The 25,123-nt window shown below is 54.8% G+C and carries 20 protein-coding genes; 11 read left to right on the top strand and 9 right to left on the bottom strand.

Annotated elements, in window-relative coordinates; genetic code table 11:
- Positions 1-68 precede the first annotated feature (68 nt).
- Entirely contained in the window at positions 69-809 is a 741-nt protein-coding gene (pflA, locus tag AC6I8X_RS07000) for a pyruvate formate lyase 1-activating protein (RefSeq protein WP_497840790.1), read from the top strand.
- Between the two features lie 48 nt (positions 810-857).
- Here the strand turns inward: pflA and AC6I8X_RS06995 are convergent, their stop codons facing one another.
- From AC6I8X_RS06995 to lrp, 6 genes are all read right to left on the bottom strand, one after another.
- Positions 858-2,009 (bottom strand): MFS transporter, encoded by a 1,152-nt coding sequence (locus AC6I8X_RS06995; protein WP_208714504.1) that lies wholly within the window; start codon positions 2,007-2,009, stop codon positions 858-860.
- A gap of 314 nt (positions 2,010-2,323) precedes the next feature.
- Entirely contained in the window at positions 2,324-3,616 is a 1,293-nt protein-coding gene (gene serS / locus AC6I8X_RS06990; RefSeq protein WP_497840789.1) for a serine--tRNA ligase, read from the bottom strand.
- 93 nt (positions 3,617-3,709) lie between these two features.
- Positions 3,710-5,059: a replication-associated recombination protein A gene (locus AC6I8X_RS06985; RefSeq protein ID WP_299446204.1), complete on the bottom strand. Its 1,350-nt coding sequence runs from the start codon at positions 5,057-5,059 to the stop codon at positions 3,710-3,712.
- Between the two features lie 7 nt (positions 5,060-5,066).
- On the bottom strand, positions 5,067-5,678 hold the full coding sequence (gene lolA, locus AC6I8X_RS06980; protein WP_299446207.1) for an outer membrane lipoprotein periplasmic chaperone LolA: 612 nt from the start codon (positions 5,676-5,678) through the stop codon (positions 5,067-5,069).
- A 175-nt stretch (positions 5,679-5,853) separates the two neighbouring features.
- The gene (locus tag AC6I8X_RS06975; protein WP_313688046.1) at positions 5,854-9,219 is read right to left on the bottom strand and encodes a DNA translocase FtsK 4TM domain-containing protein; all 3,366 of its coding nucleotides are present in this window, start codon (positions 9,217-9,219) and stop codon (positions 5,854-5,856) included.
- A gap of 119 nt (positions 9,220-9,338) precedes the next feature.
- Positions 9,339-9,833 (bottom strand): leucine-responsive transcriptional regulator Lrp, encoded by a 495-nt coding sequence (gene lrp, locus AC6I8X_RS06970; RefSeq protein WP_006118610.1) that lies wholly within the window; start codon positions 9,831-9,833, stop codon positions 9,339-9,341.
- 523 nt (positions 9,834-10,356) lie between these two features.
- On the opposite strand from lrp, the gene trxB reads away from it, so the two are divergent.
- From trxB to AC6I8X_RS06935, 7 genes are all read left to right on the top strand, one after another.
- The gene (gene trxB / locus AC6I8X_RS06965) at positions 10,357-11,322 is read left to right on the top strand and encodes a thioredoxin-disulfide reductase (protein WP_313688047.1); all 966 of its coding nucleotides are present in this window, start codon (positions 10,357-10,359) and stop codon (positions 11,320-11,322) included.
- A 145-nt stretch (positions 11,323-11,467) separates the two neighbouring features.
- The gene (gene cydD / locus AC6I8X_RS06960; RefSeq protein WP_497840788.1) at positions 11,468-13,234 is read left to right on the top strand and encodes a heme ABC transporter permease/ATP-binding protein CydD; all 1,767 of its coding nucleotides are present in this window, start codon (positions 11,468-11,470) and stop codon (positions 13,232-13,234) included.
- Positions 13,234-14,964 carry a heme ABC transporter ATP-binding protein/permease CydC gene (gene cydC, locus AC6I8X_RS06955; RefSeq protein WP_497840787.1) on the top strand — a complete coding sequence of 577 codons (1,731 nt, stop codon included), beginning with the start codon at positions 13,234-13,236 and terminating at the stop codon, positions 14,962-14,964. The genes cydD and cydC overlap by 1 nt, the downstream gene beginning before the upstream one ends.
- 33 nt (positions 14,965-14,997) lie before the next feature.
- Positions 14,998-15,690, top strand: coding sequence for a leucyl/phenylalanyl-tRNA--protein transferase (gene aat, locus AC6I8X_RS06950; protein WP_313686886.1), 693 nt, complete (start codon positions 14,998-15,000; stop codon positions 15,688-15,690).
- Between the two features lie 346 nt (positions 15,691-16,036).
- The gene (infA, locus tag AC6I8X_RS06945; protein WP_002211347.1) at positions 16,037-16,255 is read left to right on the top strand and encodes a translation initiation factor IF-1; all 219 of its coding nucleotides are present in this window, start codon (positions 16,037-16,039) and stop codon (positions 16,253-16,255) included.
- A 160-nt stretch (positions 16,256-16,415) separates the two neighbouring features.
- The gene (locus tag AC6I8X_RS06940) at positions 16,416-16,973 is read left to right on the top strand and encodes a hypothetical protein (protein ID WP_497840786.1); all 558 of its coding nucleotides are present in this window, start codon (positions 16,416-16,418) and stop codon (positions 16,971-16,973) included.
- Positions 16,974-17,028: 55 nt separating this feature from the next.
- Positions 17,029-17,184: a hypothetical protein gene (locus AC6I8X_RS06935; RefSeq protein WP_313686890.1), complete on the top strand. Its 156-nt coding sequence runs from the start codon at positions 17,029-17,031 to the stop codon at positions 17,182-17,184.
- A gap of 107 nt (positions 17,185-17,291) precedes the next feature.
- Here AC6I8X_RS06935 and clpA read toward each other — a convergent pair whose 3' ends face one another.
- A complete protein-coding gene (gene clpA, locus AC6I8X_RS06930; RefSeq protein WP_084873688.1) occupies positions 17,292-19,568 on the bottom strand; it encodes an ATP-dependent Clp protease ATP-binding subunit ClpA in 2,277 nt (758 codons plus the stop codon).
- A 55-nt stretch (positions 19,569-19,623) separates the two neighbouring features.
- Positions 19,624-19,944, bottom strand: coding sequence for an ATP-dependent Clp protease adapter ClpS (gene clpS, locus AC6I8X_RS06925; protein WP_021182586.1), 321 nt, complete (start codon positions 19,942-19,944; stop codon positions 19,624-19,626).
- A 323-nt stretch (positions 19,945-20,267) separates the two neighbouring features.
- Between clpS and cspD the strand changes: the two genes are divergently transcribed.
- Positions 20,268-20,489, top strand: coding sequence for a cold shock-like protein CspD (gene cspD, locus AC6I8X_RS06920; RefSeq protein ID WP_084873687.1), 222 nt, complete (start codon positions 20,268-20,270; stop codon positions 20,487-20,489).
- Between the two features lie 114 nt (positions 20,490-20,603).
- Here the strand turns inward: cspD and AC6I8X_RS06915 are convergent, their stop codons facing one another.
- Entirely contained in the window at positions 20,604-22,244 is a 1,641-nt protein-coding gene (locus AC6I8X_RS06915; protein ID WP_497840785.1) for a DUF2813 domain-containing protein, read from the bottom strand.
- 139 nt (positions 22,245-22,383) lie between these two features.
- Here AC6I8X_RS06915 and AC6I8X_RS06910 point away from each other — a divergent pair, with 139 nt between their 5' ends.
- The gene (locus tag AC6I8X_RS06910) at positions 22,384-23,283 is read left to right on the top strand and encodes a LysO family transporter (RefSeq protein WP_497841017.1); all 900 of its coding nucleotides are present in this window, start codon (positions 22,384-22,386) and stop codon (positions 23,281-23,283) included.
- A 99-nt stretch (positions 23,284-23,382) separates the two neighbouring features.
- Entirely contained in the window at positions 23,383-25,104 is a 1,722-nt protein-coding gene (gene poxB / locus AC6I8X_RS06905; RefSeq protein ID WP_497840784.1) for a ubiquinone-dependent pyruvate dehydrogenase, read from the top strand.
- The last annotated feature ends 19 nt before the right edge of the window (positions 25,105-25,123 follow it).

Genomic DNA, 25,123 nt, shown 5'->3' with positions numbered 1-25,123 from the left:
GACTTAAACCTCAGAGCACAACAAAGATTGTGCCGCCTGATTTCAGGCTAACCGGAGAACTCATCGCAATGTCAGCCATCGGTCGTATCCACTCCTTTGAATCCTGCGGCACCGTTGACGGCCCAGGCATCCGCTTTATTACCTTCTTCCAGGGCTGCCTGATGCGCTGTCTCTACTGCCACAATCGTGATACCTGGGATACTCACGGTGGTAAAGAGGTGACCGTTGAGGAGCTGATGAAAGATGTGCTGGCATACCGCCACTTTATGAACGCCTCTGGCGGCGGTGTCACGGCATCCGGCGGCGAGGCTATCCTGCAGGCAGAGTTCGTGCGTGACTGGTTCCGCGCCTGTCGGGCCGAGGGAATAAATACCTGTCTGGATACCAATGGTTTTGTGCGTCGCTACGATCCGGTTATCGACGAGTTACTCGAAGTGACCGATCTGGTGATGCTCGACCTGAAACAAATCAATGATGATATCCACCAGATTCTGGTGGGGGTATCGAACCATCGCACCATGGATTTTGCCCGCTATTTGCAGAAGAAAGGCGTTCGTACCTGGATCCGCTATGTGGTGGTGCCGAGCTATTCCGATGATGATGATTCAGTGCATCGACTGGGTGAATTTACTCAAGACATGGACAACATCGAGAAGATCGAATTGTTGCCTTACCACGAATTAGGTAAGCATAAATGGATTGCGATGGGGGAAGAGTACAAGCTGGACGGTGTGAAACCACCGACTAAAGAAACCATGGAGCGGGTGAAAAATATTCTGGCCGGTTATGGTCATCAGGTAATGTATTAATTGATCGCGTAACGGCGCGATGTATTGCGCCGTTTGGACAAAGTGTTTTTAAGCATGGGCCACTGGCGTTGCGTGATGATCCGCCTTACGCAGCAACATCACCAGATAAACCAACGCGACCACTGCAATCATCACAAACAGCAGACGGTCAGAGTAGCTTTGCATCAACATCGCCGTCATACCCGGCCCCACCAGGCTGCCAATGGTGTAGCTGAATAACAGCGCCTGGTTCATTGCCACCAGTTCATGATGCGGGACCGTTTCACACGCCCAGGACATGGCCACCGGATACAGCGTAAATCCAGCCAGACCCAACACGAACAACGCCGGAGCCATGGCGGCATCGCTGAGCATGGCAATCGCGCCCAGAATCACCACAAACACCTGAACACGCAGCACCAGCAGACGACCGAAGCGGTCGGCCAGACGGCCAACCGGCCACTGCCCCACAATGCCTGAACTCACCAGCAACGCCATCCAGTAACCGACGGTCGCATCGCTCATGCCCTGATGAGCAAGATACAGCGGCATCAGGCCGTAAAGTGAACCCAGCACAATACCGGAAATAATGCAGCCGTTAATGCCGAGGCGGGAGCTGCGGCGACGCAACATTGGCCAGATGCGACCCGGTGAAGCGTCTTCGCTGGCAGCACCGGCATTGACGCGCACAAACACCACCGGCAGCACCGCACACAACACCAGCGCCGTGACCCACGGAATGACATGCAGCAGTTCGGTCGATACCCGGCTGACCAGCAATTGCCCGGCAACGGTGCCAAGATAATAAATGATCATATACGCAGCCAGCAGCTGGCCGCGATTGCGCACCGTACCGCTGCACAGCAAGGCGCTTTCAACCACGACCCACATCAGCGCACAGCCAACACCAGCGACAAAACGCAACAGAGTCCAGCTGTAGAAACCATCCAGCAGTACCATCCCCACCGTCGCAACGGCAAACAGCACGGTCGCCAGATAGTAACAACGGTTAAAACCGTAATGCGTGATCAACCAGCCAGCGAGCAGAGTGCCTGCCAGGTTACCGGTATAATACGATGAACTGACCATCCCCACCTGCCAGGTCGGCAGTTGATCATGCGTCAGCCATAACGGCACCAGCGTATTAAGCACAGCAATAGACACCGTCAGAAGCAGCAAACCGCAAAGCAGCAGCAGGACGGGGCGCGACCAGGTTGACATAGGGATAAAAACCAAAGAATTGGAGAGAATTGCGCGCAGTTTGCCATTCGCTATTTTAAAGTCAATGTGCAAAAAAAAGCCGCCGCACATTTTGCTGCTGAACAATTTAATTTTTTTATCTTCAGTGAGTTAGAGTACGAAAGAACATTCTCTACCGTTTGGCTATCTCTATGAATTTGCATATTTTTAGGCAACAGAGGCGGGATAGTATCGATAACGTTTATTTCTGATTAATCCGCGGCAAAGATTAAACCGCTTTGTACTTCAGAAATAAAAAAACCCGGCATAACCGGGTTTTTAAAAACAGCGGAAGATTAACCAATAAATTCAATGCCGCCCATATAAGGACGCAGAACTTCAGGCACTTCAATACGACCATCCGCCTGCTGGTAGTTTTCCAGCACCGCGACCAGCGTACGACCTACCGCCAGGCCAGAACCGTTCAGGGTATGGACCAGACGAGGTTTCTTCTCTGTTTTACTGCGGCAACGTGCCTGCATACGACGCGCCTGGAAATCCCACATATTGGAGCAGGAGGAGATCTCACGGTAGGTATTCTGAGCCGGTAACCACACTTCGAGATCATAGGTTTTGGTGGAACCAAAGCCCATATCACCGGTGCACAGCAGCACTTTACGGTATGGCAGATTCAGCAGTTGCAGCACTTTCTCGGCATGACCGACCAGTTCTTCCAGCGCCTGCATGGAGGTTTCCGGTGCCACAATCTGCACCATCTCCACTTTGTCGAACTGGTGCATACGGATCAAACCACGCGTATCACGGCCATAAGAACCCGCTTCAGAACGGAAGCATGGCGTATGTGCAGTCAGTTTAAGCGGCAGGTTTTCTTCTTCAACGATTTCATCGCGCACCAGGTTGGTCAGCGGCACTTCCGCCGTCGGAATCAACGCGTAGTTGCTGCTGCCCGCTTCTTCATCCAGCGGTTTGGTATGGAACAGGTCTCCACCAAACTTCGGCAGCTGACCAGTGCCATACAGCGTGTCCTGGTTAACCAGATAAGGCACATAGGTCTCAAGATAACCGTGCTGCTGGGTATGCAGATCAAGCATAAACTGGCTCAGGGCGCGATGCAGACGGGCAATCTGACCCTGCATGACCACAAAACGTGAGCCGGTCAGTTTCACCGCCGACGCGAAATCTAATCCTTTCGCCTGCTCGCCCAGCTCCACATGATCTTTGACCTGGAAATCAAACTTGCGTGGTTCACCCCAGCGTGCAACTTCGAGGTTTTCGGTGTCATCTTTACCCAGCGGGACTTCGTCTGACGGCAGGTTTGGCAGTGCCAGCGCAAAATCACGGATTTCGTTCTGCAGGGCATCCAGTTCTGCTTTAGCAGCATCCAGGCGTTCGCCCAGCGCGTTCACTTCCTGACGCAGCGGCTCGATGTCTTCCCCACGGGCTTTGGCCTGACCGATGGATTTGGATCGGGAGTTACGCTCAGCCTGCAGATTTTCAGTTTCGACCTGCAATACTTTACGACGCTCTTCATGGGAGCGCAGCGTTTCCAAATCCAGTTTAAATCCCCGGCGTGCCAGTTTTTCTGCGACTGCGTCTGGCTCGTTACGCAGCAGATTGGGATCGAGCATGCTTATCCTGTGTAATTAAGGTTGATTGAACGAATGAAGGGATGCATCCCTCTGGAATGCATTGAATTCCTTGCTCACCTTACCGTAACGTCTTTAGGAGCGGTAGCGTTTTATCGGGCTATTTTGATCCTGTTCAGCCAGCCAGGCGAGTTTTTCGCCAATTTTCCCTTCAAGCCCGCGGTTGGTGGGGTGATAGTAGCGTGTTTGTGCCATTTCCGGTGGGAAGTAAACTTCACCTGCGGCGAACGCATTCGGTTCGTCATGGGCGTAGCGATACTCTTTACCCAGCCCCATCTCTTTCATCAGCCTGGTGGGTGCGTTGCGCAGATGCTCAGGAACATCGTAATCAGGGAACTCACGCGCATCATGCATCGCCGCTTTGAAGGCGGTATAGACAGCATTACTTTTGGGCGCACTCGCCAGATAAACAATGGCCTGGGCGATGGCCCGCTCGCCTTCGGCTGGTCCTACGCGAGTAAAACAATCCCAGGCAGCAATCGCCACCTGCATCCCACGAGGATCGGCATTACCGACATCCTCTGAGGCGATCGCCAGCAGGCGACGCGCCACATACAGCGGATCGCCACCGGCGGTGATAATCCGCGCATACCAATACAATGCCGCATCCGGCGCGGAACCCCGTACCGACTTATGCAAGGCGGAAATCAGATCATAAAAACGGTCGCCTTTATTATCAAAGCGCGCAGCCCGTTCACCCGAGACCTCATTAAGTAACTGTGGCGTCAGCTCGCGTTGGCCCTGAGCATTGATCTCCGCCATATCGGACATCATTTCCAGCGTGTTCAGCGCCCGACGTGCATCACCATTCACCAGCTCGGCAATCATGCGCCGGGTATTGTCCGGCAGCAAAATGTCGCTGTTGCCATAGCCTCGTTCCTTGTCCTGCATTGCCTGCTGCAGAACCTGCTCAATATCCGCCGTGGTTAACGATTTCAGCAGATAGACACGCGCCCGTGACAGCAGCGCCGAGTTCAGTTCAAACGATGGGTTTTCCGTGGTGGCACCAATAAAGGTGATGGTGCCATCTTCGATATGCGGTAAAAACGCATCCTGCTGGCTTTTATTAAAGCGATGCACCTCATCCACGAACAGGATAGTACGACGACCGACCTGACGATTCTGCCGGGCTCGTTCAATCGCTTCGCGAATCTCTTTCACCCCGGAGGTCACCGCAGAGATACGCTCGACATCGGCTTTGCCGTAATGTCCGATAATCTCTGCCAGTGTCGTTTTCCCCGTCCCTGGCGGCCCCCACAGAATCATCGAATGCAGATGGCCCGCTTCAATCGCGCGCGGCAGCGGTTTACCGGGTGCCAGTAAATGTTGCTGACCGATGTATTGCTGCAACGTCACCGGCCGCATACGCGCGGCCAGTGGCTGAAATTCATTACTGGAGGAGAAATCCAGGGAAAGGTTACTCACCGTGACCTCACTGACGTTGATCGTCTACCGTTACCCCTTTAGGCGGCGTAAAGGTGAATTTGTCCGGGCTGATAGCACCATTGGTCTGGCTTTTCAGCTGATAGCTGCTGCGCTGGCCATCCTGCTCAATCGCGCTGAACTGATTAATCGTGCCTGACGGCGTTACCGTAATGGTGAATTGCTTGAGATTACCGTCGCTGCTTTTTGGCGTCAGCTCAAAATTATCGCCCTGCTGCTTAATGTTGTATTGCTTCCAGTCACTCGGCTGGTTACGGGCAATCAGCATAAACGGCGTGTTGCTGGTGGCATTCTTCAACCAGCTGGCACTGACCTGCTCCACAAAGGGATTGTAGAACCACAGCGTTTTACCATCGGAAATGATCACGCTCTCATCCGGAGCCGTCATATGCCAGTTAAACAGGCTGGGACGTTTGACCCACAGTTCGCCTTCTCCATCCTGCACATTCGCACCGCTACCATCGGTAACTTTCTGGCTGAAACTGGCATGGAAGCTGCTCACTTTATTCAGACGCTGCTGCAAATCACTGGACGCATCCGCCAGCACGGAAGCAGAAAGAAAAGAGGCCAGCAGACCACAGGCAATAACGCGTAATTTCATCTGATTCGATTCCTTATTCATTGTTTCCCGACACTTACTGCATAAAACGTAGTTGCCGCACTGTCTGTTCGACAGGAGAAAAAGCCGAAAACTCCCGTTGATATGGGGATCGACTGCCAGATAAACAATGGGCCAGTAAATACTGGCCCGGGATTAACGTCGGTACTACATCGGGTTACATCTCATGCGGTGGTGGCGACAGCACCTCACGGTTACCGTTATGTCCAGGTTCGGACACAATACCCTGCGCTTCCATCTGTTCGATAATGCGCGCAGCACGGTTATAACCGATACGGAACTGGCGCTGTACCCCTGAGATCGAAGCACGGCGTTTCTCCACCACAAAAGCCACCGCCTGATCGAACAGCGGATCCAGCTCTTCGTCGCCTTCCAGACCAGCCCCACCACCTTCACTCTCTTCGCCCGCGGTAATGCTATCGATGTACTGCGGTCGTCCACGCGCTTTCCAGTCCTGCACGACGGCATGCACTTCCTGGTCGCGCACAAACGCGCCGTGGACGCGCATCGGCAGCGACGAGTTAGGCGGCATATACAGCATGTCACCCATCCCCAGCAGCGATTCCGCACCGCCCTGATCGAGGATGGTACGCGAGTCAATTTTACTCGATACGGTAAAGGCGATACGTGTCGGGATGTTAGCTTTGATTAACCCGGTAATCACATCCACCGACGGACGCTGGGTTGCCAGCACTAAGTGGATGCCTGCCGCACGCGCTTTCTGTGCCAGACGGGCGATCAGTTCTTCCACTTTCTTGCCAACCGCCATCATCAGGTCAGCAAATTCATCGACCATCACCACGATGTAAGGCAGTTTTTCCAGAACCGGAGGCGTGATATCCATGCTGTCGCCCGGTTTCCAGAACGGATCGGGAATCGGACGCCCCATCGCTTCAGCCTGCTCGACTTTTTCGTTGTAACCGGCAAGGTTACGCACGCCAAGCGCCGACATCAGCTTATAACGCCGTTCCATCTCACCCACACTCCAGCGCAGCGCATTGGCGGCGTCTTTCATGTCGGTGACCACTTCCGTCAACAGATGCGGGATGCCTTCGTATACGGAAAGCTCCAGCATTTTCGGGTCGATCATGATAAAGCGCACTTCTTCTGGCGTGGCTTTATACAGCATGCTGATAATCATGGCGTTAACGCCGACGGATTTACCCGAACCGGTAGTACCGGCTACAAGCAAATGCGGCATTTTAGCCAGATCGGCCACCACCGGCTGGCCGGCAATGTCTTTCCCCAGCACCACCGCCAGCGGCGAAGGATTGTCACGGAATTTGGCACAATCCAGCACTTCGCGCAGATAAACCGTCTGACGATGTTTGTTCGGCAGTTCCAGACCCACATAGGGCTTGCCAGGAATCACTTCCACCACACGTACTGCCACAGCGGAAAGCGAACGGGCCAGATCGCGCGACAGGTTGGAGATACGCGCGGCTTTAACGCCCGGTGCCAGATCCAGTTCAAAACGGGTGATAACCGGGCCAGGAGAGATCCCCACCACTTCCGCTTTGACGCGATAATCCGCCAGACGGGCTTCCACCAGGCGCGCCGTCTGCTCCAGCGCAAACATATCCACCGGCTCCTCTTCCGCTGGCGGCTGCGTCAGCAGATCGAGGGTCGGCAGCGGCGTAGAAGGACGCTCCAGCGGCTGTTCATGGCGAACCAGGAACGGATGGAACAAGCTATCCTGCACCGGTTTCGCGGGTTGCTCTTCCACCGTGGGTTCAGGCTCAGCAGCGGACCACGGGCTGCTTTCCTCATCAAAGGAAGTCTCCACCTGTGGCTGCGGCGCAACCGGTTGTTGCCACTGTGCGGGCGCAGGAACCTCAGGTTCCGGTGTCGCCGCGATGGTGAACAACGGCTCAGTTGGGCTGTCATCCACCAGATCTTTCATCGGTGAGAAATCAAACGCTGACGAGGTATCGAGGTTAAATACCGGTCCGTCATCAGGCTCAGGCGCTTTTTCTTCCCCATAACGCTGTTGTTGCTGCTCAGCAAACTGGCGCGCCAGCTGTGCCTGTTGCAACGCTTCTTCGTCTTCCGCTGCGGCTTCCGTGTGCCAGCTTTCGCCATAACGCTGCTGTTGCTGTGACTGGAAAGCATCACGCAACTGCGCCTGCTGCAAAGCTTCTGCATCATCAGCCGCAAGCTGATCCAGCACAGGTGACGACACCGGCTGCTCTGTCTCTCTGGCTTTCTCTTCCGCCATCCGCTGCGACGGCAGTTTGATACCATAGGATGCCAGTTCACGTCGTGTCGGCAGTTTCACCGGATTCGGACGTGGCAGTTCCGGGCCAATACCCTGTTTAACCTGCGGATTGTAATCACGCTCTGGCACCACATCGAACGCAGGCATGTAAGACGCGCTGGATGATGCGGCCTTGACTGCTCCGGCAGCCAGGGTGGCGCTGGCCGTGGTGTTCAGCGCTGACGGGGCCTGCGCAGCATCCTGCCAGTTACCCATCTGTGGACCCTCATCGTCATCCACCGGGGAGAATGCGGGTGTCTCAGCGGGAACCTCAAACCGATACAACGGCGGCTGAGGTGCTGCGACGGGGACTACCGGAGCAGGCTGCGTCGGCTGTACGGGTTGCGTCACAGGCTGCGGCGCAGCTGTTTCTGCTGGCTGGAGCGGAGCCACTGGCGCAACCTGCGGCTCCTGCAAAGCGGCTTCACTGCTCACGGCAATGGCGGCAGCCGTCGCGGCACTGGCTTTCGCCAGCAACGGATCATCCTGCACATCGGCCAGTGGCGTTTCATTCACCTTACGGGGTTTAGCCAGCAGCACATCATCGTCATCAGACGCAGCGGCACGCAGCGGCGGAACAACGTCATCCGCCTGCTGATGTTCATCTTCGTCCTCATACTCATCTTCTTCCTGCCAGGGTTCATCATGACGGGAGCGATTGCTGGCAAACGTCAGCACCCCCATCACCACGCCACCAATTCTTTCGGCAATCGTCAGCCATGACCATCCGGTATACAGCGTAATACCCGCAGCCCACACGCACAGCAGCGTTAAGGTACCGCCTGCCGAGCTGAACCAGGGTGCCATGGCGTTGCTGATCAGACTGCCGATCACGCCACCGGAGGCGAAATACCAGATATCGTCAGCATTCAGTGCCGCCAGACCACAGGTGGTGACCACCAGCGCCAGCACACCAATCAGACGTAGCCCAACGGCGAAGTAGTCGATGTAGTCGTGGCGATCGCGCTGGCGGAAGGTTATCCAGCATAAGCCGATGATCACCGGAGGAATGGCATAGGCCATCACGCCGAAGATAAACAGCAAGGTATCAGCCAGCCATGCCCCCACGCTGCCACCCAAATTATGGATAGGCTCGTGCCAGGCCGTCTGCGACCAACTGGGATCGGAAGGGTTAAAACTGACCAAAGAAACCATCAGATAGATGGCGAACAAGGCCACAAGGATGAGCAACGCTTCAAGCAGCCGACGTCCGCTGCTCAGCGGTTGTAATGAAACGTCTTTGTCTTCTGTATATTCCTGGCTCAAGAGAACTCTCCAGGTGCCTGTAAATTAAGAAGGCAACAGCGCCGGGCACGCCCGACGCTGGTCCTGTATGAATTCACAGGAGTGTACCGAAATCCTGCAAGTTTTGCACCTGCCCTGCATTAACGGGTTTTGATCACCAGACGATTGCTCTGTTTGACCTCTTCCATTACCACATAGGTGCGGGTGTCGTTCACGCCTGGCAGGCGCAGCAAGGTTTCGCCCAACAGTTTACGATACGCTGACATATCCGGCACACGGGTTTTCAGCAGATAGTCGAAGTCACCGGAAACGAGGTGACATTCTTGAGTTTCCTCAAGTTTTTGCACGGCGGCGTTAAATTGCTCAAACACATCGGGTGCGCCACGATTCAGAGTAATCTCAACAAACACCAGCAATGAAGCATCGAGATAATGCGGGTTGAGCTGTGCAGTGTAACCCAGAATGAAACCCTGACGTTCCAGGCGGCGAACACGCTCAAGACACGGTGTCGGCGATAAGCCCACACGTTTCGAAAGCTCAACATTGGAAATTCGACCATCCTTTTGCAATTCGTTGAGGATGTTGCGGTCGATTCGGTCCAGATCTTTTCCGGGGCGCTTCTTATTGTCTACCATTATTATTGTCTCTCTTAATTCCTTCCCTTAACCTGCCACACCCTGAAAACGTTCATTGTTCAGGGCCTTACTCGAAGTGAAGACCATAAGCCTGTGCAGTAATGCGACCATCCGTATGACGCATGTTGTCTGTCCACATCATGCGTCATTACCAATGTCAGGCTGAGTTTATTTGGCGAAACAAACCAAAACAGGCATGAAATTCTGTTTCGAATCGCTAAATCTTCTCTGCTTCTGATAATGTTTTCGCAAATGCGCAGGCGATTGTCAAAGTAAAACATCCAAATTCAGTACAAGATGCCATACAGAGTGCTGGGTTCCTGTTTTCTAATGAGATTTTTTATACAGCTGCACCACAAATTACCGAGCATTGCCCCCTTTTGGCGCAATCGGCGTGCAGAATCACCACTCATCGTCTACGCCGCTTGCAGCGATTGTTAACAAAATCGCTCAAGACTTTTTTTGCGCCGGTAATTTCCCTACAATCATTCGCTATGTTGTCAGACAAGAAACTGAGGAACACATGAGTACGGCCAAACACAGTAAGCTGCTCATTCTGGGCTCCGGCCCTGCCGGTTACACTGCGGCAGTCTATGCCGCACGCGCCAACCTGAATCCGGTCTTGATTACCGGTCTGGAAAAAGGTGGTCAGCTCACCACCACCACTGAAGTGGAAAACTGGCCGGGCGACCCGCACGATCTGACAGGTCCATCGCTGATGGAACGTATGCATGAGCATGCGGAGAAGTTCAACACCGAGATCATTTTCGATCATATCCACACTGTTGATTTGCAGAACCGCCCGTTCCGCCTGACGGGTGACAGCGGCGAATACACCGCGGACGCACTGATCATCGCCACCGGTGCTTCAGCCCGTTACCTTGGCCTGCCTTCTGAAGAAGCGTTTAAAGGCAAAGGCGTATCGGCCTGCGCCACCTGTGACGGTTTCTTCTACCGCAACCAGAAAGTCGCGGTAATTGGCGGGGGTAACACCGCCGTAGAAGAAGCGCTGTACCTGGCAAATATTGCTGCTGAAGTGCACCTGATTCACCGCCGTGACAACTTCCGTGCCGAGAAGATCCTTATCGATCGTCTGATGGAAAAAGTGCGCAACGGCAATATCGTGTTGCATACCGATCGCACCCTGGATGAAGTGGTGGGTGATCAGATGGGTGTGACCGGTCTGAAACTGCTGTCAACCAAAGGTGAAGAGCCAGAATCGCTGGACGTTGCCGGTCTGTTCGTCGCTATCGGCCATAGCCCTAACACGGCGATCTTCGAAGGTCAGCTGGCGCTGGAAAATGGTTACATCAAAGTTCAATCCGGTCTGCACGGCAACGCCACCCAGACCAGCATCCCTGGCGTCTTTGCCGCCGGTGACGTCATGGACCATATCTATCGTCAGGCGATCACCTCCGCCGGTACCGGTTGTATGGCAGCACTGGATGCTGAACGTTACCTTGATGGTCTGGTTAAAAACGATAAGTAAGTTGTTAATAACTTGATCATAATTGCCGGAGGCGACCTGTTTTGGTCGCCTTTTTTATTACCTGCGTGCTACAGTTCATGCGCCTGACCTTGCAGAGGTTTTCCCCTCTCCACGGCTTCTTATCTGGATCATCGAACGGCTTCGCATGAACAAATCGCGGCAACAGGAACTTATCCGCTGGCTTCGCCAGCAACGTCATCACGGTGCACGCAGCCTGCGTCTGGTTTCTCTGCTGGGCTTTGCCAGCGCCCTGGTGATCATTGCCCAGGCATGGCTGCTCGCCACGCAGTTACAGGCGCTGATCATCACTCATCTACCCCGCGCAGAACTTATCAGCCAGTTTGCCCTGCTGCTGCTGTGTTTTGTACTGCGCGCCGCACTGAACTATGGCCGTGAGATGGCTGGTCAGCGCGCGGGGATGGCGATCCGCCGGGCGCTGCGGCAGCAGGTGCTGGACCGACTGAATGCGCTGGGTCCGGCCTGGATTCAGGGTAAACCCGCCGGCAGCTGGGCGACGCTACTGCTGGAGCAGATTGAGGAGATGCAGGAATATTACGCCCGCTATCTGCCGCAGATGTCGCTGGCGGTTTTTATTCCCTGCGCCATTCTGGTGGCGATTTTCCCGATTAACTGGGCAGCCGGATTGATTTTGCTGGTCACCGCCCCGCTCATTCCGCTGTTTATGGCGATGGTCGGTATGGGCGCTGCCGATGCCAACCGACGTAATTTCCTCGCGCTGGCCAGACTCAGCGGGGATTTTTACGATCGCCTGCGTGGCCGCGAAACGCTGCGCCTGTTTGATCGTGCCAGTGCCGAACAACAGGCCATCAGCCGTACCACCACTGATTTTCGTCAACGCACCATGGAAGTGTTACGTCTGGCCTTCCTCTCGTCAGCGGTGCTGGAGTTTTTTGCTTCACTGGCGATTGCCGTAGTGGCGGTGTATTTCGGCTTCTCCTACCTTGGCGAGCTGAATTTTGGTCATTACCACAGCGGCGTCACGTTGTTTGCCGGTTTCCTTGCGTTAATCCTCGCCCCGGAATTCTTCCAGCCGCTGCGTGATTTAGGCACCTTTTACCATGCCAAAGCCCAGGCCGTGGGCGGGGCAGATGCACTGGATCGTTTTCTGCAGGACAGCCCCGATACACCCGCATCAGCAGGCGCAGCAGTCACGTTTTCCGCGCCTCTTGAGCTGGAAGCCAGCGATCTGGTGGTAATGACCGCCCGCGGCGAAGCGCTATCTCAGCCGCTAACCTTCAGCCTCTCAGCAGGAAAACGCGTGGCGCTGGTAGGGCAAAGTGGCGCGGGCAAAACTGCCCTGATGAATGTGTTGCTCGGCTTTCTGCCTTATGCGGGATCGCTGAAAATCAACGGTACGGAGTTGCGTGACATCGATCGCGCCAGCTGGCAGCAACAGCTGGCCTGGGTGGGGCAAAACCCGCACTTACCTGCTGCCACTCTGCGTGAAAACGTGTTGATGGGACGCAGCGTCACTGAGGCAGAGCTGGAGCGCACGCTGAATGATGCTGGCGTCGCGGAATTTCTGCCACGGCTGCCTCAGGGGCTGGATACGCCTCTCGGTGATAGCGCGACAGGCTTATCCGTCGGCCAGGCTCAGCGTGTGGCGGTGGCCCGTGCGCTGCTGAAACCGGCGCAACTGCTGTTGCTGGATGAGCCGGGATCAGGACTGGATAGTCAGAGCGAACAACGGGTGATGGCGGCCCTGAAACAAGCCGCGACACGACAAACCACCCTGATGATTACCCATCAGCTCAGCGACCTCGCCAGCTGGGATGAAATCTGGGTGATGCAAAACGGTCAATTGGTGCAGCAAGGTCACTGGCAACAGCTGCATCAGCAGGACGGGCCATTACGCGAGATGGTGCAGCATCGTCAGAAGGAGATTGCCTGATGCATAGCCTGATGCCTTTTTTACGTTTGTGGCGACGTCATCCGTGGCGTCTTGGCCTGGGAATGGTGCTGGCGATTGCCACCCTGCTGGCGAGCATTGGTTTGCTGACCTTGTCCGGCTGGTTCCTGGCTGCCTCTTCGGTGGCGGGCGTTGCCGGTCTGTACAGCTTCAACTACATGTTACCCGCCGCCGGAGTACGAGGTGCAGCGATCATTCGCACCGCAGCGCGTTATTTCGAACGTCTGGTCAGCCACGATGCCACCTTCCGCGTGCTGCAACATTTACGCGTCTTCACCTTCAGCAAATTAATCGCGCTGGCCCCACAACAGCTGGCGCAGTTTCGCCAGGGGGACCTGCTCAACCGTTTTGTTGGCGATGTCGATACGCTCGATCACCTTTATTTGCGCGTGATCTCACCGCTGGTGGGGGCTGCTGTGGTGATCGTTGCTGTGACCCTCGGCTTAGCGTGGCTGGATGTGCCGCTGGCGCTATTGCTTGGCGGCATCATGCTGGCAACGCTGTTAGTGATGCCGCCGCTGTTCTGGCGTTTTGGCGCCAGTGCGGGCCAGCAGATCGCGCAGCATCAGGCTAACTGGCGTTTACAACTCACGAACTGGCTCACCGGACTGGCTGAACTGCAAATCTATGGCGCGGCCCCGCGCTGGCGGGCACAGCTTGATAGTGAGGAGATCGACTGGCAACAGGCCCAGCGCAAGCAACATCGTTTGCAGGCTGTGGCGCAAAGTCTGTTGTTACTGATTACCGGTGTCACCGTGACGCTGCTGCTGTGGATTGCGGCTGCCGGTGTCGGCGGAAACAGCGCCCCAGGGGCATTTCTCGCCCTGTTCGTCTTTTGTGGCCTGGCGGCGTTTGAAGCGCTGGCTCCGGTTGCCGGGGCATTTTTGCCGCTCACGCAGGTCACCAGCGCGGCACAACGGGTGCAGGAAATTATCGATCAACCTCCGGCTATTCGTTTTCCAGCAGCCAGGGTCAACACGCCAGCGGGCATTAGCCTGACGCTGGAAAATATTCAGTTCAGCTACCCGCAGCGTCCGGAAGCCGTGTTGCATAACTTTTCCCTGAGCCTGCAGACGAGTGAACACCTGGCGTTGCTTGGGCCTACCGGATGCGGCAAATCCAGTCTGCTGGCATTGATCACCCGCGGCTGGGAGGCGCAGCAGGGTAGCATCGCGCTGAACGGGATCCCGCTGGCGAACTGGGACGAAACCTCGCTGCGCCAGCGCATCAGCGTCGTCACGCAGCGGGTTCATCTGTTCAGTCAGACGTTACGGGATAACCTGCTGCTGGCCTGCCCCGCTGCCAGTGATCAAGAACTTACCGCCGCCCTGCATCAGGTGGGGCTTAGCCATCTGGCTGAACACAGCGAGGGGCTGAATGCCTGGATGGGAGAAGGTGGTCGTCCCCTTTCCGGTGGCGAGATGCGCCGTCTGGCGATTGCACGGGCCTTGCTGCACGGTGGAGACCTCTGGCTGCTTGATGAGCCAACCGAAGGGCTGGATGCCACCACCGAACAGCAAATTCTGATGCTGTTGCAGCAAGTCACCCAGGGGAAAACACTGATAATGGTGACACATCGCCTGAGTGGGCTGGCGCAAATGGACCGCATTTGTGTGATGGATCAGGGACAGATTATTGAATCTGGTTCTCATGACGAATTAATCTCAAAAGAAGGACGTTACTGGCGTTTCCACCAACGCTTTGCGCTATAGTCTTAGCGAACTGCCGTAAGGGTAATTAACGCAATGAGACTGGTACAACTGTCACGCGATTCGCTGCATTTTCCGCCTCCGGAAATGGCGCTACGTGAGCCGAACGGCTTGCTGGCGATGGGTGGAGATCTTTCCCCTGCCCGTTTGATGAATGCGTACCAGCGTGGCATTTTTCCCTGGTTCTCACCGGGCGATCCGATTCTCTGGTGGTCGCCCGATCCCCGCGCTGTTATGTTGCCGGAATCTTTCCACCTCAGTCGCAGCATGGCGCGTTTTCACCGTAGCTCCCCCTATCGCGTCACCATGAATCAGGCGTTCGCCCAGGTCCTGGAAGGTTGCGCCAGTCATCGTCAGGAAGGTACCTGGATCACTTTCGAGGTGAAGCGTGCCTGGCTGCGCTTGTATGAACTGGGCCATGCCCATTCGGTCGAGGTATGGCATGAACAACGGCTGGTCGGGGGATTATATGGTCTGGCACTGGGCCAGATTTTTTGTGGCGAGTCGATGTTCAGCCGTGAAGAAAATGCCTCTAAAACCGCGCTGTGGGTCTTCAGTCAGCACTTTCTCGGCCACAACGGACGGCTGATTGATTGCCAGGTACTCAATCCCCACACTGCCTCTTTAGGTGCAGTCGAAATTCCGCGTGTCGATTATTTGCAGTATGTACAAACACTGGCGTGGCAACCGGTTTTACCCGGTTGCTGGCAAACACAAACCCTTTTTTGACGGCCCGCGCAGATGTTTTGCACACAATACGCGGCAAAAGTGATATAATAAGCGAGTTTGGTATGTCGTCCGCGCTTCGCTGTGGCGAGCCGGAATTGCCAGGCTGGGAAAGTGACTGTTTTCCCGAAGCTGTTTCAGTTGTGCGCCCGATGCCGATTGCTACAGATTCTTAGCCCGCTAATCCCCCGCAGACGTCAAAAACACCCGAATTTAATCCGTAATGCACGCGCATTGGCGCGACGCACGGCGAAGTGTTGGCAAAATCACCAACGTTTCTTTACATAAATCATGGAATTCGGCATTATCTTGCCGGTTCAACAGTTTGGTAGTTCACCCAGAGGATTCGATGGCCAAAGAAGACAATATTGAAATGCAAGGTACCGTACTGGATACGTTACCTAACACCATGTTCCGCGTAGAACTTGAAAACGGGCACGTGGTTACCGCTCATATCTCCGGTAAAATGCGCAAAAACTACATCCGCATCCTGACGGGCGACAAAGTGACTGTCGAGTTGACCCCGTACGACCTGAGCAAAGGCCGCATTGTCTTCCGTAGTCGCTAAGACGCTACTCATCTCACGCGTTTTCTGAACGCGATAAAAGGCCGGATTCGCATCCGGCCTTTTTCATGCGCCATTTTTGACCTCAGGCATTGACAGCGATGATTTTGCTGAGAATCATATAACCTGCACACGTCAATGGAATGATTGGATTTACAGGCATATGACAACTTCGGTCGAATTTAAAGCATCCTGCAATGAAACTCTCGTGGTTGTTCAGCAAGTCATTGATAAAGCGGGTCTTGGCCTTTCGGTTGCATGGCTTAATGAGGATGAGTTTGAGTCCCTGAGCAGAAATCCTGAGTCGAAACTAAATTGGCTGAATTATTTTCCGCATTATTTGCATGAAGAGAGTTTCAGTGCTGCCTTTAAAGTGACAGGCAGCCAGAATGTGGAAGGCGCTTTCCTGTCAATTTATTCTGTAGCGGATAAGCATCTTCATCTTTTTATGATTGAATCATTAGTGAAAGATGACGCATCACATCCTTTAAAAGGTCGGCTAACCGCCCTGGCTGTTATCGCTATGACCGATCTTCTTGCCAGTATAGATGACAGCGTTGGTGCTTTTATTATCCAACCCGATCCTGATTTGATTGGACACTACAATAAATTCGGCTTTTCTTATCGCCAGGATCAAAATGTTATGCATGCAGATTTCAACACGTTAACCAGCGTCCAGAGAAACATTTTGCGACGTGCAAATCTCAGGGTGGACTGGTGAAGATGACTTCCCCCGTACATTTGAGTATAATATGACCTTGTTTAGAGGAGGCTGTATGAGTGAGCGTAACGAAAAACGAATGTCGCGCGATGAAGTCAGAGCGCTGTTGCTTGCCAACGCTAACACATTGATGTCTGACAAGTTCAGAACGGCGGTACCTGAAATTTCTGGTGAACGAAAAGCAAAAAGCCAGCAACAGAAGACAGCTTAATGCCTGTTCACTGAGCCTGTTCAGGTAGGTTGAGTATCAAAATATCTGCGTTCCAGCTTTCATGAAAAAACCCTGATGCAATGCACCAGGGTTTTTTTGTACTGTGATTAATGCACAGTCCCTTCGGTTTTACGTTTTTCCGCACTGAGGAAATGATAAGTCAGCTGGTTTTTCTCTTTATCCAGCGCGACGGACACTGAGCCGCCATCCACCAGAGAACCAAACAGCAGTTCGTTGGCGAGTGGTTTTTTCAGGTTCTCCTGCACGGTACGCGCCATTGGACGCGCGCCCATCGCTTTGTCATACCCTTTCTCAGCCAGCCAGTCACGCGCATCATCGCTAACTTCCAGCGACACGCCTTTCGCATCCAGCTGTGCCTGCAACTCGACAATAAATTTATCCACCACCTGATGAATCACCTCAGCAGACAGGTGACGGAACCAGATAATGTTGTCGAGACGGTTACGGAACTCCGGCGTGAAGATTTTTTTGATCTCTTCCATCGCGTCGGTGCTGTTGTCCTGCTGAATCAGGCCAATCGACTTACGTTCAGTCTCACGCACGCCAGCGTTAGTGGTCATCACCAGCACCACGTTTCGGAAATCCGCTTTACGGCCGTTGTTATCCGTCAGCATGCCGTTGTCCATCACCTGCAGCAGCAGATTGAACACATCCGGGTGAGCTTTCTCGATTTCATCGAGCAGCACCACAGCGTGCGGATGTTTGATCACCGCATCGGTGAGCAAGCCACCCTGGTCAAAGCCCACATACCCCGGAGGCGCACCGATCAGACGGCTCACCGTATGACGTTCCATATATTCCGACATATCAAAACGCAGCAACTCAATGCCCAGCGCTTTCGCCAGCTGCACCGTCACCTCGGTTTTACCGACACCGGTTGGACCGGCAAACAGGAAAGAACCAACCGGTTTACGATCCTGGCCGAGGCCTGCACGGCTCATCTTGATGGCTTCAGTCAGAGCTTCAATCGCATTGTCCTGACCAAACACCAGCATTTTCAGACGATCGCCAAGGTTTTTCAGCGTATCGCGATCGGTCGCCGAAACGCTTTGTTCCGGAATACGAGCAATACGTGCTACCACCGTTTCGATGTCAGACACATTGACGGTTTTTTTACGCTTGCTGGCTGGGACCAGACGCGCACGCGCACCGGCTTCATCAATCACATCAATCGCCTTATCGGGCAGATGACGATCGTTGATGTATTTCACCGCCAGCTCCACCGCCGCACGTACCGCTTTGGCGGTGTAACGGACATCATGGTGCGCTTCGTATTTCGGTTTCAGACCATTGAGGATCTGCACCGTTTCTTCCACCGACGGTTCAGTGATGTCGATTTTCTGGAAACGACGCGCCAACGCCCGGTCTTTCTCGAAGATATTGCTGAATTCCTGATAGGTTGTGGAACCCATCACGCGGATTTTACCGCTGGAAAGCAATGGCTTAATCAGGTTTGCCGCATCCACCTGGCCACCCGACGCCGCACCCGCACCGATAATGGTGTGGATTTCGTCGATGAAAAGAATGCTGCTGTTATCCTGCTCCAGCTGTTTCAGCAGCGCTTTGAAACGTTTTTCAAAGTCACCACGATACTTGGTGCCTGCCAGCAGTGAACCGATATCCAGCGAGTAGATGGTGCAATCTTTCATCACTTCCGGCACATCGCCCTGCACAATACGCCAGGCGAGGCCTTCTGCGATGGCGGTCTTACCGACGCCCGATTCACCCACCAGCAGCGGGTTATTCTTACGGCGACGGCACAAGACCTGAATGGCACGCTCCAGCTCTTTCTCGCGGCCGATCAACGGGTCGATCCCGCCGACGCGAGCAAGCTGATTAAGATTGGTGGTGAAGTTTTCCATACGTTCCTCCCCGCCTGCCTGCTCTTCGTTAACCGGATTTTCCGTATTCTGTGCCTGACCAGGCTCGTCTTTACGCGTACCGTGGGAGATAAAGTTCACCACATCGAGGCGGCTCACTTCATGTTTGCGCAACAGGTAAGCCGCTTGCGACTCCTGCTCGCTGAAGATGGCGACCAGCACGTTCGCGCCAGAAACTTCACTGCGCCCGGATGACTGGACATGGAAAACCGCACGCTGCAGCACACGCTGGAAGCTGAGCGTGGGTTGGGTATCACGCTCCTCTTCACTGGTGGGCAACACCGGTGTGGTTTGTTCGATGAAGGCTTCGAGTTCCTGCCGCAGAGCCACTATATCCACCGTACAGGCTTCCAGTGCCTCTCTGGCCGACGGGTTGCTGAGCAGAGCCAGCAACAGATGCTCGACGGTCATAAACTCATGACGGTGCTCACGCGCTCTGGCGAAAGCCATGTTTAAACTGAGTTCCAGTTCTTGATTGAGCATTAGGCACCTCCCCCAATTATCGCTCTGACGACCTTTCCCCTATATGGAGACGGTTTCAGGCTTTTTCCAGCGTACACAGCAACGGATGTTCATTATCTCGTGCGTAATTGTTCACCTGGGCAACTTTGGTTTCCGCCACTTCTGCAGTAAATACACCACAGATTGCCTTTCCCTGGTAGTGAACTTTCAACATCAGTTGCGTTGCACGTTCAACATCATAAGAAAAGAACTTTTGCAGAACGTCAATAACAAATTCCATAGGCGTATAATCGTCATTATTCAGAATGACTTTATACATCGAAGGCGGCTTTAACCCTTCGCGTACTTTGTCTTCGGCCAGATGCTCAAAGTTAAGCCAGTCGTTTGTGTTTGCCATAATGTTCCGTCGAAATTCTGCGTTACGGTTGCGCGCAATTCTGCGCCCACACCTAAAGTTTAACATGCCTGTCAAGCCACTTTTCCCTCATGAAAAACTGGACCTGAAAGCGCATGCGCGACCTGTATCACAAAATTTGCAATAGCGTTAACTGCCTCAAATTTTGATGAATTTCCCCCTGCGCGCTCGGGTCGTTTGCTTGACGATAAGGACCGTTTCTCTACATTCTACTTACACAAGCTGATTGAGTTTTAAACAAGCTCGACTCACAGCTTCAATGACCTCACCTACTTATCAAAATGTCTTGCGAGGGAAGTAAAAGCATGGAGACGGGTACTGTTAAATGGTTCAACAACGCCAAAGGCTTCGGTTTTATCTGTCCGATTGGCGGCGGCGACGATATCTTCGCACACTACTCCACGATTCAGATGGAGGGATACAGAACGCTGAAAGCCGGCCAGCAGGTTCAGTTCGATGTCCATGAAGGGCCGAAAGGCAACCATGCCAGTTTGATCGTGCCGGTGGAAACATCGGTCCAGGCATAACCCTGCGCTTCTTCATCCATTCTGACCACTCCCGAAAAAAAATGCCAGCCAGTGATGCTGGCATTTTTCTTTTGAGAATTTTACGTCCTTTGGCGGCAAGATTTTTCTATAAAATCAATCGGCCTTACCACGCGCCAGCCACATCACCCGCGAGAACAACGTATCCAGCAGTGGCGGAACCGCCTCTGGCCCACGTTCAGCGGCGGCCAGGGCTATGGCAATCGCCAGTTCCGGCTTCGAACTGTGATGAATGGCTTTGGTTATAATACGCCTGGCATTCATCGGTACGTTTAACGGCAGGTGCGCCACCTGATGATAGACATCACTAAATCCCTGCTTATAGAAGAAATTCTCAATATCCAGCGCGGGTAATTGTGTCAGATGATCGTTTTCATGTTCGTGCGGCTGTAACTGGCTACGCGCGGTGGCGGCATACTTCTTACCGGCATCGTCGCCGTCAGTCAGCACATGCCAGGCGATGCCCATACGCCGGGCGAATTTCAGCAGAGGTTTCAGTCCCGACTGGGCAAACTCAATCACTTTGACCCCTTCCGCCGCAAAGTGATGGCCGCGCTGACGCGCCAGTTCGTTAATGATCCACACCTCGGTCTCCCCTTCCACCAGCAACCAGCAGCGGGCAAACAGGGCCGACGGACGATTGACGCGAATGTGGAATCCAATGCGACGGCTCTCCTCGGCGCTTAATCCTTCCGGACCAATGCGCCAGGCAGCAACCCGGCTCGGCTCACGTACCAGACGACACACATGCTCCACCGGCACCTGCGACAGCAGTTCACCCGAGTTGGTGGTGGCAATCTTTTGTACCGGCATCAGATCCAGCAAATTCCACGCCACCGCCAACATGATGGGATGCAGACGGGTTTCCGGATCTTCCACCAGCAACAACGGCCGCGCACCCGGCGGCAAAGGAGCGCTACCATGCGCCTGAATCAGCAGGGAGAACATACGCAACAAAATCACCTGACGGCTACGTGATTCGGTACCGGCGATAAGATGATTGAGCTGATCCAGCGAACGCCAGCCCTCGCCGCCGTCCCGGACCTCTGGTGCCACCCGCGCCACACTGCCCCCCGGTTGTTGCACCAGAAAATAGTGTTCCAGCAATTGCTGCATGGTGTGCAATCCCTGGCGTAGCAAGTCGTCGCTGAGCATCTGCGGCCGCGCGACCAAATCGCGCGTCAGTTTATCCACTTCCAACGCCAGTTCACTCATGGTGCTGGCGCGCCGCGCCGGATCGTTTTCTGTCTGACGCGCCCGCCGGCTAAAACGGGCATCGCGCACGCGCAACACCGGATACCAGGTGCGCAAATGGGCCAGCGCCTGTGCCGTCCCTTCCAGCGGCAGCACGTCCCCCCGGGCATCGATAAAGCGGTGGGTGGTTTTTACCCCCTGCTCCCTGCGCTTACCGCGTGCGCTGAAGCTGATGTAACGCCCGGCGTTATCATGCTGCCAGAAGGGCTCCAGTAAGGGTTCGTCTTCATGATTTTCGGCACGAAAGCGGAACACCAGTTGAAGCTGATGCATACGCGCTTCAAGGTCGCCGGGGGGAAAATGGAAATCATGTTCGGTGAATAAATAGGATTCGGTCGCGGGTGCCAGCAGTAACGTGAGCGCATCGAGCAGGCTCGATTTACCCCAGGCATTTTCCCCGATCAGCAGATTGGTGGTGGTCAGCGGCAGCGAGAGCTGATTAATCCCACGAAAACCATGAATATCGATATGTTCCAGAATCATCGCAGCGTTCTTCCTCTTCTTTGCCTGAGCATGGTCGCCCGCGTTACGTTGGTCAAGTTATCTGGCGGGGAAAAGGTTTACACTTCAGATGTTTTTGGTTAGCGTGACGCCTCTTTTTTCAGGGACGAACTGCCTCATGATGTATACCGGACTGATCATTATCCTGCTGCCACTGATTATCGGCTGGTTGCTGCCGTTCCATAGCCCGCGTTTGCTGAAGTCGGTCAACCGTCTGCTCGGTAATATTGTTTACCTGATTCTGTTTTTGATGGGAGTCAGCCTGGCGTTTCTCGACAACCTCGGCAGCAATCTGCTGACCATCTTCCACACCGCGTTGATCAGCATGTTGTGTATTCTCGCCTGCTCGCTGGCCGCACTGTGGCTGCTGGAAAAACGCTCGCCGTGGCAGCACAACCATCGTCCACAAACGCTGCCCTCCCGCTGGCAGATGGCGCTGGAATCGGTGAAGCTGTGCGCGACCGTAGCGGCCGGTTTTCTGCTGGGCCTGACCCATGCCTCGCCGTTGCGCCACGCCGCCACTGCCAGCGAGTACGCGCTGATCCTGATGCTGTTTCTGGTGGGGATTCAGTTACGTGGCAGCGGCATGACACTGCGCCAGGTGATGCTGAATCGCCGGGGCATGCTGGTGGCGGCGGTCTCACTGGTGAGCGCGTTGGCAGGCGGCGCAATAGCTGCCACGCTGCTCGGTCTGCCGCTGAAAACCGGGCTGGCACTGGCGAGCGGTTTCGGCTGGTACTCGCTCTCCGGCATCCTGATGACGGAAGCCTTCGGCCCGGTGATGGGCAGTGCTGCTTTCTTCAATGATCTGCTGCGTGAATTATTTGCCATCATGCTGATCCCGCTGCTGGTCACCCGCCATCGCTGTACCGCATTAGGGCTGAGCGGCGCCACCTCGATGGATTTTACCCTGCCGATTCTGCAACGCGCAGGCGGGATGGAAATTGTCCCGGCCGCTATTGTGCATGGCTTTATCATGAGCCTGCTGGCACCGATTCTGATCGCCCTGTTCTCAGCCTGATCCCTCCCCCCGCGGCGTAGCGCATTTTTTCACGGCTACGCCCGGATTCCATCGTCTACCCTTTCTCACTGACGTTAAATTCCCGGAAAGGAGTGTTCGATGAAGCAAACTGTTGCGGCGCTGCTGGCGAAAACGCTGGAAAACGCAGGTGTTAAGCGCATCTGGGGCGTTACCGGTGATTCACTGAATGGGTTAAACGATAGCCTCAATCGTATGGGCACCATTAAATGGATGCCCACGCGTCACGAGGAGGTCGCCGCCTTTGCCGCGGGTGCCGAAGCGCAAATTACCGGCGAGCTGGCCGTTTGTGCCGGGTCCTGTGGGCCGGGCAACTTGCACCTGATCAACGGCCTGTTTGATTGCCATCGTAACCATGTACCGGTGCTGGCGATCGCCGCCCATATCCCTTCCAGCGAGATTGGCAGCGGCTACTTCCAGGAAACCCATCCGCAGGAGTTGTTCCGCGAATGCAGCCATTATTGCGAACTGGTGTCGAACCCGGAGCAGTTACCGCAGGTACTGGGCATCGCGATGCGCAAAGCGATTCTGAATCGTGGCGTTTCGGTGGTGGTGTTGCCGGGCGATGTGGCACTCAAACCGGCACCAGAAGGCGCGCGCGCCGAGTGGTATCCCCCGCAGCTGCCCCAGGTGCTGCCCTCCGCCAGTGAAATCAGCCGTCTGGCCGCCACACTGAATGAGGCCAAAAACATTACCCTGCTGTGCGGCAGCGGTTGTGCTGGCGCACATGCTGAAGTGGTAAAGCTGGCTGAGACGCTGAAAGCGCCGGTGGTGCATGCGATGCGTGGCAAAGAACATATTGAGTATGACAATCCCTACGATGTCGGCATGACCGGCCTGATTGGTTTTTCATCCGGTTTTCACGCCATGATGAATGCCAGCACTCTGGTGCTGCTCGGGACACAATTCCCTTATCGACCGTTCTATCCCGCTTCCGCCAACATCATTCAGATTGATATCAATCCTGCCAGCCTCGGCGCGCACAGCCACGTCGATATGGCGCTGGTGGGCGATATCAAAGCGACATTGCAGGCATTGCTGCCACAGCTCAGCAGCAAGAGCGATCGCCACCATCTTGATAGTGCGCTGGAGCATTATGCAGAAGCGCGCAAAGGGCTGGACGAGCTGGCCAGCGCCAATGATAAACAGGCGATTCATCCGCAATACCTGGCGCAGCAAATCAGCCATTTCGCTGCTGACGATGCCATCTTTACCTGCGATGTCGGCACCCCGACCGTATGGGCAGCGCGTTATCTGAAGATGAATGGTAAGCGGCGGCTGCTCGGTTCGTTCAACCACGGATCGATGGCCAATGCCATGCCGCAGGCGCTGGGGGCGCAGGCGATCGATCGTAATCGTCAGGTGGTGGCGCTGTGTGGCGATGGCGGTTTCAGTATGCTGATGGGCGATTTTATCTCGGTGGCGCAACTCAAGCTGCCAGTGAAGCTGGTGATTTTCAATAACAGCGTGCTGGGCTTTGTGGCGATGGAGATGAAAGCCGGGGGGTATCTGACCGATGGCACCGAACTGGAGAACCCGGATTTCGCCGCCATCGCCACCGCCTGCGGCATCAAAGGCATTCGGGTCGAAAAGGCTTCAGAGCTGGATAGCGCGCTGGAGCAGGCGTTCGCCCACGACGGCCCGGTGCTGCTGGACGTCATTACCGCCAAAGAAGAACTGGCCATCCCGCCACAAATCAAACTGGAACAAGCCAAAGGCTTCAGTCTGTATATGCTGCGGGCGATTCTGAATGGCCGCGGCGATGAGATCGTGGAGCTGGCGAAAACCAACTGGCTGAGGTAAAACGGGACAGGCAAAAAAA

The organism is Pantoea sp. X-Soil-TKNS-1280 (assembly GCF_059730475.1).
This window is presented reverse-complemented; position numbering and strand designations above follow the sequence as displayed.

Excerpts from the sequence above, each read along its gene's own strand:
- clpA (WP_084873688.1), bottom strand. The coding sequence starts at position 19,568 with ATGCTCAATCAAGAACTGGAACTCAGTTTAAACATGGCTTTCGCCAGA.
- serS (WP_497840789.1), bottom strand. The coding sequence starts at position 3,616 with ATGCTCGATCCCAATCTGCTGCGTAACGAGCCAGACGCAGTCGCAGAA.
- cydC (WP_497840787.1), top strand. The coding sequence starts at position 13,234 with ATGCATAGCCTGATGCCTTTTTTACGTTTGTGGCGACGTCATCCGTGG.
- AC6I8X_RS06935 (WP_313686890.1), top strand. The coding sequence starts at position 17,029 with ATGAGTGAGCGTAACGAAAAACGAATGTCGCGCGATGAAGTCAGAGCG.
- AC6I8X_RS06940 (WP_497840786.1), top strand. The coding sequence starts at position 16,416 with ATGACAACTTCGGTCGAATTTAAAGCATCCTGCAATGAAACTCTCGTG.
- lolA (WP_299446207.1), bottom strand. The coding sequence starts at position 5,678 with ATGAAATTACGCGTTATTGCCTGTGGTCTGCTGGCCTCTTTTCTTTCT.
- infA (WP_002211347.1), top strand. The coding sequence starts at position 16,037 with ATGGCCAAAGAAGACAATATTGAAATGCAAGGTACCGTACTGGATACG.
- AC6I8X_RS06995 (WP_208714504.1), bottom strand. The coding sequence starts at position 2,009 with ATGTCAACCTGGTCGCGCCCCGTCCTGCTGCTGCTTTGCGGTTTGCTG.
- clpS (WP_021182586.1), bottom strand. The coding sequence starts at position 19,944 with ATGGCAAACACAAACGACTGGCTTAACTTTGAGCATCTGGCCGAAGAC.
- cydD (WP_497840788.1), top strand. The coding sequence starts at position 11,468 with ATGAACAAATCGCGGCAACAGGAACTTATCCGCTGGCTTCGCCAGCAA.
- aat (WP_313686886.1), top strand. The coding sequence starts at position 14,998 with ATGAGACTGGTACAACTGTCACGCGATTCGCTGCATTTTCCGCCTCCG.
- AC6I8X_RS06915 (WP_497840785.1), bottom strand. The coding sequence starts at position 22,244 with ATGATTCTGGAACATATCGATATTCATGGTTTTCGTGGGATTAATCAG.
- trxB (WP_313688047.1), top strand. The coding sequence starts at position 10,357 with ATGAGTACGGCCAAACACAGTAAGCTGCTCATTCTGGGCTCCGGCCCT.
- pflA (WP_497840790.1), top strand. The coding sequence starts at position 69 with ATGTCAGCCATCGGTCGTATCCACTCCTTTGAATCCTGCGGCACCGTT.
- cspD (WP_084873687.1), top strand. The coding sequence starts at position 20,268 with ATGGAGACGGGTACTGTTAAATGGTTCAACAACGCCAAAGGCTTCGGT.
- poxB (WP_497840784.1), top strand. The coding sequence starts at position 23,383 with ATGAAGCAAACTGTTGCGGCGCTGCTGGCGAAAACGCTGGAAAACGCA.
- lrp (WP_006118610.1), bottom strand. The coding sequence starts at position 9,833 with ATGGTAGACAATAAGAAGCGCCCCGGAAAAGATCTGGACCGAATCGAC.
- AC6I8X_RS06910 (WP_497841017.1), top strand. The coding sequence starts at position 22,384 with ATGTATACCGGACTGATCATTATCCTGCTGCCACTGATTATCGGCTGG.